This is a genomic window from Tunturibacter empetritectus, from assembly GCF_040358985.1.
GTDB classification, from domain to species: domain Bacteria; phylum Acidobacteriota; class Terriglobia; order Terriglobales; family Acidobacteriaceae; genus Edaphobacter; species Edaphobacter empetritectus.
This window is the reverse complement of sequence record NZ_CP132932.1, coordinates 4,672,628-4,684,475: the sequence shown is the minus strand read 5'-3', so window position 1 is coordinate 4,684,475 and position 11,848 is coordinate 4,672,628. Positions and strand designations below refer to the sequence as shown.

Annotated in this window: 10 protein-coding genes and 1 riboswitch; of the genes, 6 read left to right on the top strand and 4 right to left on the bottom strand. The window is 57.9% G+C overall.

Translation table 11 applies throughout. The annotated features are described in order from the left end of the window. Nucleotides 1-44 precede the first annotated feature (44 nt). The 3 genes from RBB75_RS19605 to RBB75_RS19595 all read left to right on the top strand — a co-directional run bounded on the left by RBB75_RS19605 (nucleotide 45) and on the right by RBB75_RS19595 (nucleotide 4,479). Entirely contained in the window at nucleotides 45-1,163 is a 1,119-nt protein-coding gene (locus RBB75_RS19605) for a homocysteine S-methyltransferase family protein (protein ID WP_353069036.1), read from the top strand. Next, nucleotides 1,160-3,883, top strand: a complete 2,724-nt coding sequence (gene metH / locus RBB75_RS19600; protein ID WP_353069035.1) for a methionine synthase — start codon at nucleotides 1,160-1,162, stop codon at nucleotides 3,881-3,883. The genes RBB75_RS19605 and metH overlap by 4 nt, the downstream gene beginning before the upstream one ends. 203 nt (nucleotides 3,884-4,086) lie before the next feature. Then, nucleotides 4,087-4,479 (top strand): hypothetical protein, encoded by a 393-nt coding sequence (locus tag RBB75_RS19595; RefSeq protein WP_179638290.1) that lies wholly within the window; start codon nucleotides 4,087-4,089, stop codon nucleotides 4,477-4,479. On the opposite strand, the gene RBB75_RS19590 is transcribed toward RBB75_RS19595, so the two are convergent. After that, entirely contained in the window at nucleotides 4,476-4,778 is a 303-nt protein-coding gene (locus RBB75_RS19590; protein WP_179638289.1) for a hypothetical protein, read from the bottom strand. The genes RBB75_RS19595 and RBB75_RS19590 overlap by 4 nt on opposite strands. A gap of 164 nt (nucleotides 4,779-4,942) precedes the next feature. Further along, a riboswitch (SAM riboswitch) is annotated at nucleotides 4,943-5,063 on the top strand. A gap of 123 nt (nucleotides 5,064-5,186) precedes the next feature. On the opposite strand from RBB75_RS19590, the gene thrC reads away from it, so the two are divergent. The 3 genes from thrC (at nucleotide 5,187) to RBB75_RS19575 (ending at nucleotide 7,061) form a co-directional block, all read left to right on the top strand. Beyond that, nucleotides 5,187-6,467 carry a threonine synthase gene (gene thrC / locus RBB75_RS19585; RefSeq protein ID WP_179638288.1) on the top strand — a complete coding sequence of 427 codons (1,281 nt, stop codon included), beginning with the start codon at nucleotides 5,187-5,189 and terminating at the stop codon, nucleotides 6,465-6,467. Further along, complete coding sequence (locus RBB75_RS19580) at nucleotides 6,467-6,748, top strand: MoaD/ThiS family protein (RefSeq protein WP_179638287.1); 282 nt, start codon at nucleotides 6,467-6,469, stop codon at nucleotides 6,746-6,748. Before thrC ends, RBB75_RS19580 begins: the two co-directional genes overlap by 1 nt. A 163-nt stretch (nucleotides 6,749-6,911) precedes the next feature. Then, nucleotides 6,912-7,061, top strand: a complete 150-nt coding sequence (locus RBB75_RS19575) for a lmo0937 family membrane protein (protein WP_179638286.1) — start codon at nucleotides 6,912-6,914, stop codon at nucleotides 7,059-7,061. 76 nt (nucleotides 7,062-7,137) lie between these two features. On the opposite strand, the gene lon is transcribed toward RBB75_RS19575, so the two are convergent. The 3 genes from lon to clpP all read right to left on the bottom strand — a co-directional run bounded on the left by lon (nucleotide 7,138) and on the right by clpP (nucleotide 11,836). Next, on the bottom strand, nucleotides 7,138-9,564 hold the full coding sequence (gene lon / locus RBB75_RS19570) for an endopeptidase La (protein ID WP_179638285.1): 2,427 nt from the start codon (nucleotides 9,562-9,564) through the stop codon (nucleotides 7,138-7,140). 230 nt (nucleotides 9,565-9,794) lie between these two features. Continuing rightward, the gene (gene clpX, locus RBB75_RS19565; RefSeq protein WP_179638284.1) at nucleotides 9,795-11,081 is read right to left on the bottom strand and encodes an ATP-dependent Clp protease ATP-binding subunit ClpX; all 1,287 of its coding nucleotides are present in this window, start codon (nucleotides 11,079-11,081) and stop codon (nucleotides 9,795-9,797) included. A 164-nt stretch (nucleotides 11,082-11,245) separates the two neighbouring features. Beyond that, on the bottom strand, nucleotides 11,246-11,836 hold the full coding sequence (gene clpP, locus RBB75_RS19560) for an ATP-dependent Clp endopeptidase proteolytic subunit ClpP (RefSeq protein ID WP_158792738.1): 591 nt from the start codon (nucleotides 11,834-11,836) through the stop codon (nucleotides 11,246-11,248). Nucleotides 11,837-11,848 lie beyond the last annotated feature (12 nt).

Genomic DNA, 11,848 nt, shown 5'->3' with positions numbered 1-11,848 from the left:
GCGCGACAACGCACCGCGCAACCAGTGAAGGACATCAAATAAAGATGAAAACAGCTAACCAACATCCCCTTGAAAAGATCTTCAAGAGCCGAATTGCCATTATCGACGGAGCGATGGGCACGACGATCCGCACCTACGGCATGAAGGAAGCTGACATCCGCGGCGAGCGATTCAAGGACTCGACCAAGGACCTGCTCAACAACGGCGATCTCTTCTCCCTGACCCAGCCGAAGATGATCTGCGACATTCATCGCAGGTTTCTCGAAGCCGGTGCGGACATCATCGAGACCAACACCTTTGGTGCGACCAGCATTACTCAGAGCGAGTTCTTCGTAGACGATCCCCGCGAACACGGCGGCCGCAAAGATCCGGAGTTCTACCAGAAGATCATCGACGATCCGATGCTCAACAATCTGGCGTGGGAGATCAACGAGCAGTCGTCGCGGCAGTGTCGCGAATGGGCCGACCGCGTCGCGAACGAAACCGGGCGCCAGCGCTTTGTGGCAGGAGCGATCGGTCCGCTGACCGTCTCTCTCTCGAACTCGCCCGACGCCGACGATGCGGGCTTTCGCGTCGTCACATTCGACCAGGTGAAAAACGCATACATGCAGCAGGTGCGTGCACTCATAGCAGGTGGCTCCGATCTGTTGCTGGTCGAGACAATCTTCGATTCTCTGAACGCCAAGGCGGCGCTCGTTGCCATTCGCGAGGTCTTCGACCAGGACGGCCTTACCGCGAACAACAAGGAGCTGCCTGTGATGATCTCCGCGGCCGTAGGACGCGGCGGCGAGACGCTGATCTCCGCGCAGACCACGGAGGCCTTCTGGAATGCAGTGCAACACGTGAAGCCTTTGTCCGTTGGGCTCAACTGCTCCCTCGGCCCCGATCTGATGTATCCGTTCCTGGACGAGCTCGCAACAAAAGCGGACGTGGCGATCTCGTGCTACCCGAATGCCGGCTTGCCGAATCCCCTCTCCGAGACCGGCTTCGATCTCGGACCGCAAGATATGGCGCGTTATCTCGGCGACTTCGCACGGGCAGGCTTGATCAACATCGCCGGTGGCTGCTGCGGCAACACGCCCGAGCACATCGCGGCGATCGCCAAGGCACTCGAAGGCCAACCGCCCCGACAGTTGGTCCGTCAGATCGAGCGTGCCGCGTGAGTGTAAGCGCAGCCGAGCCGACGCACCCCAAGCCGCTTCGCCTCTCAGGATCACAACCCTTCACTCAGCAAGCTGGCGTCTTCATCATGATCGGCGAACGGACCAACGTTGCCGGCTCGCCAAAGTTCGCGAAGCTGGTCAAAGAGGGCAAGTACGAAGAAGCGGTCAGCATAGCCCGGCAGCAGGTTGAGAACGGCGCCAACGTTCTCGACATCTGCATGGACGAGGGCATGATCGACGGCGTCGCAGCAATGTCGCGCTACCTGCAATTGCTGGCCAGCGAACCCGAAGTCGCCAAGGTTCCGTTCATGATTGACTCCTCAAAATGGGAGGTTATCGAAGCGGGACTGAAGTGCCTGCAGGGCAAGGGCATCGTGAACTCGATCTCGCTTAAAGAGGGCGAAGAAAAGTTTCGCAAGAACGCCGCGACCGTGCTGAAGTACGGGGCGGCGGTCGTTGTGATGGCCTTCGACGAGCAAGGCCAGGCCGCGACTTACGAGGAGAAGATTCGCATCTGTGAACGCGCCCACCGAATCCTCGTCGACGAGGTTGGCTTCCCACCCGAAGACATCATCTTCGACCCAAACATCCTCACCGTCGCCACCGGCATGGACGAGCATAACAACTACGCCGTCGACTTCATCAACGCCACGCGCTGGATCAAGGCCAACCTGCCGCATGCGAAGGTGAGTGGCGGAGTCTCGAACATCTCCTTCAGCTTTCGCGGCAACAACAAGGTGCGAGAGGCCATGCACTCGGCGTTTCTCTATCACGCCATCGCCGCCGGCATGGACATGGGAATCGTCAACGCCGGGATCCTCGAGGTCTACGAGGAGATCGAGCCGGAACTTAAAGTTTTAGTTGAAGATGTTTTACTCAATCGCCAGTCGGACGCGACTGAGCGACTGGTAGAGTACGGCGAAGCCCTGAAGGCCGCAGGCACAGGAAAGATCGCAAGTGAGAAGAAGGCAGAAGAGTGGCGCAACGGCACCGTCGAGGAGCGTCTCTCCCACGCCCTGGTCAAAGGCATCGACACCTACATCGAGCTTGATGCCGAAGAAGCTCGCGTCAAGCTTGGCCGTCCTCTGTTGGTCATCGAAGGTCCGCTGATGGACGGCATGGGAGTAGTAGGCGATCTCTTCGGAGCTGGAAAGATGTTCCTGCCCCAGGTCGTCAAATCCGCCCGCGTCATGAAGAAGGCAGTAGCGCATCTGACCCCGTTCATGGAGGCCGAAAAAGCCGAGATGGCCGCCTTGGGCCAGGTCGTCAAAGCCCAGGGAAAGATTCTGCTCGCAACCGTCAAGGGCGACGTTCACGACATCGGCAAGAACATCGTCGGCGTCGTTCTCGCGTGCAATAACTACGAGGTCATCGACATGGGCGTGATGGTCTCTTCCGAGAAGATCCTCGAACGCGCCAAGGCAGAGAAGGTCGACCTTATAGGACTCAGCGGCCTCATCACGCCGTCACTAGACGAGATGGTGCACGTAGCTCGCGAGATGGAACGGCAGGGCTTCAAACTGCCGTTGCTCATCGGCGGCGCAACCACCAGCCGCAGGCACACAGCCATCAAGATTGCGCCGCACTACAGCGAGCCGGTGGTCCACATCCTGGACGCCAGCCGCGCCGTGCCCGTCACGACCAGCCTTCTCAGCGACGAAGGTAAGCCCGCGTTCGTCGCGCAGCATCGCACCGAGTACGAGGCCCTCCGCTCCGCCCACTCCGCACCGCGCCAGACAGTAATCTCCCTTGAGGCCGCTCGCGCAAGACGGACTCCGATCCAGTGGCGCGCAGAAGACGTACCCAAACCCGCGTTCACCGGCGTACGTGTGCTCGACAACTTCCCGTTGGCCACCCTGCGCGACTACATCGACTGGTCACCCCTCTTCCATGCCTGGGGCCTGAAGGGCATCTACCCTCGCATCCTCGAGCACGAACAACAGGGCGAGCAAGCCCGCCAGATCTTCGCGGACGCGAACACGCTGCTCGATCGCATCATCGAGAAGAACCTCATCACCGCGCGGGGCGTCTACGGCTTTTTTCCCGCTAGTGCTGTGGGCGACGATGTGGCGCTCTACTCAGACGACACACGCAAGACAGAGCTCGACCGCTTTCACTTCCTCCGCCAACAGGCCAACAAAGAGGGCAGTGAGCCATGCCGATCACTCGCCGATTTCATCGCACCCACCGAGGCAAGGCTGTCCGATCACATCGGCGCCTTCGCGGTGACCACCGGCATCGGCCTGAAGGACCTCTGCGATCGCTTCCGGGCCGACAACGACGACTATAGCGCCATCATGGCCGAGGCTGTCGCGGATCGGCTCGCCGAAGCCTTCGCCGAGTGCCTGCACAAACGCGTCCGGGACGAGTGGGGTTACGGGCTCGAAGAAGGTCTCACTCCCGCCGATCTCATTCAGGAGAAGTATCGTGGCATCAGGCCTGCTGCGGGGTATCCGGCCTGCCCGGATCACACCGAGAAGGGCACCCTCTGGCGTCTGCTCGACGTGCAGGCCAACACCAGCATGTTGATTACGGAGTCGTTTGCTATGTGGCCTGGCTCGAGCGTAAGTGGGCTTTACTTCGCGCACCCGGAGTCACGCTATTTCAGTCTCGGCAAGATCGATCGCGATCAGGTCGCCGATTATCACAAGCGCAAGGGAATGAGCGTGGCAGAGGTAGAACGATGGTTGGGCCAGAATCTGAACTACGATCCCGAGTAACTACGCTTCCAATCAAGACCGCGGTCGGTAAGGTGAGCCCAGCCTCTCGATTTGCCTATGGAATCCAAACCTCCGGTAAAATAAGAGTGACTCTTTTCAAACGCGATTGGCCTGGGAGGGTCTCCTTATCCCAACCCAGGAGCGTTCTCTTTGAGGATTTGAAGATTGGGCGTAAGGTCTAGCTGAAAGTTGTTTAAGAACCAATGGAAACTCCCATCAACGGCACTCGGTCCATTTTGCATATCTGCACCCGCGAGACCATTCGGCCCCTCCGCGATCAGGTTCTCCGGCTTTCAGGATTTCACGTTGACTCCTCCCTCGAGCACGCCGAAGGTCTGTCCATGTTTCGGTCGCGCCACTACGATCTCGTCCTGATCGACGTGGAAGGGGAAGAAGGCATTCCTCGCGCCGAACAGATGTGCTCTGAGATCAAGACCGCCCAGCATCAGCAGCTCGTAGCCTTCGTCTGCAACTGGCGCGTCGCGATCCTCACCGACTGCCCCGACGAGATCGTTCGCACAGAGTTCGACCCCGCCGCCTTCGCCAAGGGAGTCAAGGACATTATCCCGCTTCCGTCGAATGCCGCTTCAAACTAAATCTGTGGAACCGGAATCGTCCGCTTATCCGCGCTGACCATGGTCTTTGGCTTCGTTGTCACAGTGGTCGAAGTCGTCGCTGCAGCCCCGTTCGCTTGCCCATTGGCAGCTGGAGCCGCCTGAGTATTCGCAGTCGGAACTGCACTCTGAGTCGTGGTGCTCGTAGCCGCGGCGGTCGTTGTCGTAGCCGCAGACTTCTTCGCCTTCGCCGTCGTAGCACTCTGCGCCACCGCGAACGAACCAGCCAGCAGCAGCACGCTCATCGCAAAACTCCCAACAAACTCGATCTCTCTCTTCATCGGCGATCTCTCCTCAACTAGATTCGTGCACTCACCACCTGCCCAGTACACCCATCCACCCGCATCCCGTCGATACAACTTCCGCGTCAAAATCTCCACAGAGTTGCGACGTCAGCCAGCCTGTGGTACAAACGATGTATTCCAGTCTGCTTCGGCAGATTTGAATTTCATGCAGAGTGGTTGAGGGACGAGCCCTTTGACGCCACGACAACCGGACAGAACAAACGCGTACCGGTGTCAACTCTCTCCTGGGGGCCTTTTAGGCTGCTACAGGGAACATGAGATTCGGAGCACGCAAGCCAGAGTTCCAGGCTTGTACCCCGCATTTCACCTTCCCAGCCTATCCGGCGACCCCCAAAAAAGAGAGTAAGCGCAAAAGTTCACCCCTTTCCCCTCGGAAAGAGCACGATGAACTACTCCTGTAGCCGGTACGAGCTGAAGTGCAACGAGTGCGGCAAGCGGTTCGGCAACCAACCCCTCTCCGCCTGTCCTGATTGCCTCGCCCCTCTGGAAATCGCCTATGACCTCGAGGCCGTCCGAGGCATCTTCACCAGGGAAAACATCGCAGCCGGGCCGGCCAACATCTGGCGTTACGCCGCTCTCCTCCCCATCCCCGAAGGCTTCGAGCCCGATCTCCCCGTAGGCTTCACCCCGCTCGTCCGTGCCAAAAACCTCGGCAAGCATATCGGCGCCAACAGTCTCTACATCAAGAACGACGCCGTCTGCTTCCCAACCCTCAGCTTCAAGGATCGTGTCGTCTCCGTCGCGCTCGCCAACGCGCAGAAGTTCGGTTTCAAGATCGTCGGCTGCTCCTCCACCGGCAACCTCGCCAACTCCGTCGCCGCTCAGGCAGCCCGTCTTGGCCTCAAAGCCACAATCCTCGTCCCCGCCGACCTCGAACCCGCCAAGATCCTCAACACCCTTGTCTATGGCGCACGCCTCATTCGCATCGACGGCAACTACGACCACGTCAACCGTCTCTGCACCCAGATCGCCGACGAGTACGCCTGGGGCCTAGTCAACGTAAACCTCCGCCCCTACTACGCTGAAGGCTCGAAGACCGTAGGCTACGAGATCGCCGAGCAGCTCGGCTGGCGTCTCCCCGATAACGTCATCGTCCCCATGGCCGGCGGCTCACTCATCCGCAAAATTCGCAAGGCCTTTCAAGAGTTGATCGATCTGGGATTGGTGGACGCCAAGCCCGTCCGCTTCTTCGGCGCTCAAGCCTCCGGCTGCTCTCCCATCTCCGTCGCCGTCAAAGAGGGAACTGACACCATCGAGCCGCAGCGACCCAACACCATCGCCCGCTCACTTGCCATCGGCAACCCAGCCGACGGACCCGCTGCGGCGAAGATGATCCGCAGCACAGGAGGTTGGGCGGAGGACGTCTCCGACGTGGAGATCGTCTCAGGCATTCAGGAGCTAGCCGAGACCGAAGGCATCTTCACCGAGACCGCCGGCGGGGTCACCACCGCCGTCACCGCGCGTCTTTACGCCGACGGCCGCATCAGCCCCAACGAGATCACCATCGCCTGCATCACCGGCAACGGACTCAAAACGACCGACGCACTCACCGGCCGTTATCAGCCTGAGCGCGCCGTCCGTCCGCGCCTCGCAGACTTCGACGCCTACCTCCGGGAACTCGACGGAATCACAGAGCCAGAACTGGCCACAGCAGGAGCCCTCTAATGTCGATCAAAGTTACCCTCCCCACTGCCTTCGTCCGCCACACCGATGGCCGCAAGCACTTCAGCTCCGCGGCCGCCAACCTCCCCGGCCTCATCGCCGACATTGACCAGACCTTCCCCGCGCTCTCCACCCAGATCAAGGACGAAGAGGGCAAGCTCCGCCGCTTTATCAACATCTACGTCAACGACGAGGACATCCGCTTCCTCGGTGGCGAAACCTACGCCTTCCAGGACGGCGACGAGATTATGCTCATCCCCTCCATCGCCGGCGGCTGCATCTAAACTGCCTGAAAACAGTTGATACGCTGAGCCGTAAGGACCGCCTCCACACCATACTTGACCAATATCTTGAGCCGGAGCAACGCGTAGGGTGCATTTCAACTCTTATGTGCTGTAGACATTCGCGCGTTGGTGCGCAACTCAGTTCTAGGAAAGAAGGTCAATCATGTTTCTCATTCTTGCAGTTGTACTAATCCTGCTTTGGATCGGTGGCTTTTTTGTTCTTCACGTCAGCAGCTTCCTCATCCATCTGCTTCTGATCTTTGCCTTGATCTCAATCATCATGAACTTCGTCAGCGGCCGACGCGCCGTCTGAACGCCATAAGTTTTGTAAAAGAAAAGGGCCGAACCTGTTTTAAAGGTTCGGCCTTTTCGCGTTACGAAAGCTGGATCTATTGGTGCGCTACAGGCTGAGGAATCTCGATCCCAACCGCCGGTATGACGTTTGCTAAAGCCTCAGGAGTCTCTTCCTGCAGCTCAGGCAGATTGCCCTCAAGCGCAAGCTTCAGCACCTGATCCATCTCTTCAACAAAGTGCAGCTTCATGCTCGTCTTCAGCAGTTCCGGCAGATCCGCCATATCCTTGCGATTCTCCTCCGGCAGAATCGCCTCGAAGATTCCCGCGCGATGTGCCGCCAGCAGCTTCTCCTTCAGACCGCCAATCGGAAGCACCTTGCCGCGCAGAGTAATCTCACCGGTCATCGCAATATCACGCCGCACCTTGATTTTGGTAAGCGCACTTGCCAGCCCGGTAGCCAGCGTGATGCCCGCCGATGGACCATCCTTCGGAATCGCTCCCTCCGGCACGTGCACATGGATGTCGACGTTCTTATAAAAGTCCTTCGCAAGCCCAAGATGATGCGAGCGCGAACGAATATAAGTCAGTGCAGCCTGCGCTGACTCCTGCATTACATCGCCAAGCTGCCCGGTCGCCGTCATCTTGCCCTTGCCGTCGAGCACCTGCACCTCGGTCTGCAGAATCGTCCCGCCCATCTCGGTCCACGCAAGGCCCGTCACCAGGCCAACTTCGCTCTTCTCGTGAACCTGTGAGTCGCGGAACTTCGCTACGCCGAGAATATCCCCGATATTCTCCCCGCTGATCGTCTCCCTATGCTCCGCGCCGTTCTTCACCACGCGCCGTGCAACCTTGCGGCACACATTCCCAATCTCACGCTCAAGGTTTCTGACACCAGCCTCGCGTGTATAACCGCGAATGATCTGCCGCAGCGCATCGTCCTCGAAGACGATCTGCTCTTCCGTCAACCCCGTGCCTTCCCGCTGCTTCTTCACCAGATACTGTTTGGCAATCTCCAGTTTTTCGATCTCGGTGTAACCATGCAGCCGCAGAATCTCCATGCGGTCCTGCAGTGGGCCGGGAATCGTGTGAAGCACATTCGCCGTAGCGACAAACAGCACCTGCGACAGATCGTACTCAACATCCAGGTAGTGATCCTGGAACGAAGTATTCTGCTCCGGATCCAGCACCTCAAGCAGCGCGCTCGCCGGATCGCCGCGGAAGTCCGAAGCCATCTTGTCGATCTCGTCCAGCATGAACACCGGGTTCTTCGTTCCAGCCTTCTTCATCGACTGAATAATCTGCCCTGGCAGAGCGCCAATGTAAGTGCGGCGATGCCCGCGAATCTCCGCCTCGTCCCGAACGCCGCCCAGCGACATCCTCACAAACTTGCGACCCGTAGCCTTCGCAATCGACATCCCCAGTGAGGTTTTACCAACCCCCGGAGGCCCGACAAAGCAGAGAATCGATCCCTTAGGATTCTTTACTAGCTGCCGAACCGCAAGGAACTCAAGGATCCGTTCCTTGATCTTCTCCAGCCCATAGTGGTCTTCGTTCAGAATCTGTTCCGCATGCTCGATCGAACGAATCTCCTTCGACCGCTTCTTCCATGGCACAGCTAGCAGCCAGTCCAGATAGTTCCGCGACACCGTCGACTCGGCCGACATGGGCGGCATCGCCTCAAGCTTCTTCAGCTCCTGCAGCGACTTCTCCAGTACATCCTTCGGCATCCCTGCTGCTTCAATCTTCTTCTTCAGTTCGTCGAACTCAGACTTCTCCCCGCGACCAAGCTCCTTCTGAATCGCCTTGATCTTCTCGTTGAGGTAATACTCCTTCTGAGCCTTCTCCATCTGCCGCTTTACGCGCGACTGAATCGTGCGATCCATGTTCAGCTTCTCAATCGCGACATCCAGCACATCCGCAACTTTGGTCAGCCTGCTCTCCGGGTCAAAGACCTCGAGCAGCTGCTGCTTCTCTTCAATCGAGAGCTGCAGGTTTGCCGCAATCGTATCGGCCAGTTTTGCCGGCTCATCCGCGCGCACGCTCGCCGCCATCGTCTCGTAGTTCAACGACTGCTGCAGCTTCACATACTGCTCAAACAGCGAGTGCACCCGCTGCATCAACTGCTCCACCTGCGGCGTCATCTCCAGCTGCGTTTGGCCGGTCCGTACCGTCGCGACAAAGAACCCATCAACGTCATTAATCTCGGTAGCGTGCGCCCGCTCCACGCCTTCAACCAGCACTTTAATATTTCCGTCCGGCATCTTCACGCTCTGGACGATATTGCCAATCGTGCCCGTCTCATAGATATCATCGGCGTTCGGCTCGTCCACGGAAGCATCGTGCTGGGTTGCGAGAAAGATCTTGCGGTCCCCCGACAGTGCCTCCTCCAGAGCCCGAACACTGGACTCGCGCCCAACAACGAACGGCGTCATCATATGAGGAAAGATGACCATGTCACGTATGGGCATCATCGGAAGCTTGCGAACATCGCCGCTTAGCGCTTTTTTTGGTTGATTTGTCATCTCTCTCCAATTACACGTTAAAACGCCAGAAATGATGCAGTGGCGTCGCGGCTTCAGGTGATTGTAATTCCTCGCGCGACATAAAGGTATTCCACAAATACAACTGGCAGGGAATTGAAAAATATACTCAGCTGTTAAAGCAGCAATCGCAACGACAATCGATATCGTTGCGACCCACTGACATCAAAGTAATTCCATCTCCTCAAACAATCTGTGCGACAAACTGATGCCTAACCTGCTTTTTCCAGCAGCATCGGCAGCGTAAGGCTGTGCTTCTTCACCATCTCCGCTGTGATCGAAAGTTCCTTGACCTTCTTGTTTCCTGGAACGTAGTACATCAGATCCAGCATCAGCTCTTCCAGAATCATCCGCAGACCGCGTGCTCCGACCTTCCGTTGCAGCGCCTCACGAGCGATCTCCCGCGCAGCCTCATCCGTGAAGGTCACCTTCACACCTTCAAAGTCGAAAAGCTTCGTGTACTGCTTCAAGATCGCATTGCGAGGCTTGGTCAGAATCTCAACCAGGGCCACCTCATCCAACTCATCGAGAATCCCCAACACCGGCAGTCGTCCAACAAACTCGGGAATCAATCCATACTTAAGCAGATCCTGAGGCTCCGCCTGACGCAGCAACTCCGCGTCCCGCTGTGCCCGAATCGGCGTCACATCGCCATCCTTCGCATCCGGATCGGCAATCGCCTTGAACCCAAGCGCCTTCTTGCCAATTCGCCGCCCGATCACCTTCTCCAGCCCGACAAAGGCGCCGCCGCAGATAAAGAGGATGTTCGTTGTATCAACAGCAGTAAACTCCTGGTGCGGATGCTTCCGCCCACCCTGTGGTGGCACATTCGCAACAGTACCTTCCAGCAGCTTCAACAACGCCTGTTGCACGCCCTCACCTGAAACATCACGCGTAATCGAGGGGTTCTCATCCTTGCGCCCAATCTTGTCAATCTCGTCGATGTAGATAATCCCGCTCTGCGCGCGCTGCACATCGCCATCTGCAGCCTGTAGAAGCTTCAGAATGATATTCTCAACATCCTCGCCCACGTACCCGGCCTCGGTCAGCGTCGTAGCATCCACAATCGCAAACGGCACGTCAAGCATCTTCGCCATCGTCTGCGCCAGCAGCGTCTTGCCTGAACCCGTCGGTCCCACCAGCAGAATATTCGACTTCGCCAGCTCCACATCGTTGCCGCGCGTCTTGTTCATCTGAATCCGCTTGTAGTGGTTATAAACCGCCACGGCGAGCTTCTTCTTCGTCTGGTCCTGCCCGATCACATACTCATCTAGAAAAGCCTTTACCTCTTGCGGCTTAGGCAGGTGAGCCGGTGCAGCGCCAGGCTGGGTCTCGGTGCGGTCGTCTTCCAGAATCGAGTTGCAAACCGCCACGCACTCATCGCAGATATACGCCCTTGGATAGTCCGAAGGCGATGAGATCAGCTTGGCAACTGCGTCCTGCGATTTATGGCAGAAAGAACAACGAAGAGATTCGTCTGAGCCCCGTGAAGTTTTCATAGATGCGACTACTCCTGAGTCGTGCGCACAACAAAGTCCTGCTGTAAGTTTACACCCGATTCAACTTACAAAGCATGGTTCGAAGGGCACCGGAGTACCCCGAAATGGTCATATGCGAAAGAGCCCGAACCAGTGCCCGGGCTCTTCCAATAGCACCGCGGTAACTAGGTGCGGGGCCGATCGATGATGTCGTCGATGATCCCATACTCCTTCGACTGCGCGGCCGTCATGATGAAGTCGCGCTCCACATCCCGCTCGATCCGCTCCAGCGTCTGGCCCGTGCTGGCGCTCATCAGCTTGTTCGTGATCTCGCGAATGCGCAGAATCTCCCGTGCATGGATGTCGATATCGGTAGCCTGTCCGCTCAGCCCGCCCATCGACGGCTGGTGGATCAGGATGCGCGAGTTCGGCAGAGCAAATCGCTTGCCCTTCTTGCCCGCCATCAACAGAAACGCGCCCATGCTGGCAGCCTGCCCAATGCAGAACGTCACCACATCGTTCTTGAGGTATTGCATCGTGTCGTAGATCGCCAGTCCGGCCGTGATCGATCCGCCCGGCGAGTTGATGTAAAGCTGAATATCCTTCTCCGGGTCTTCCTGGCTCAAAAACAGCATCTGCGCAATGATCACATTGGCGATGTTGTCATCGATCGGCGTGCCCAGAAAAATGATGTTGTCCCGCAGCAGACGGCTGTAAATGTCGTAGGCGCGTTCGCCCCGGCTCGTCTGCTCGATCACCATCGGTACTAGTCCCATAACGCTCTCTTT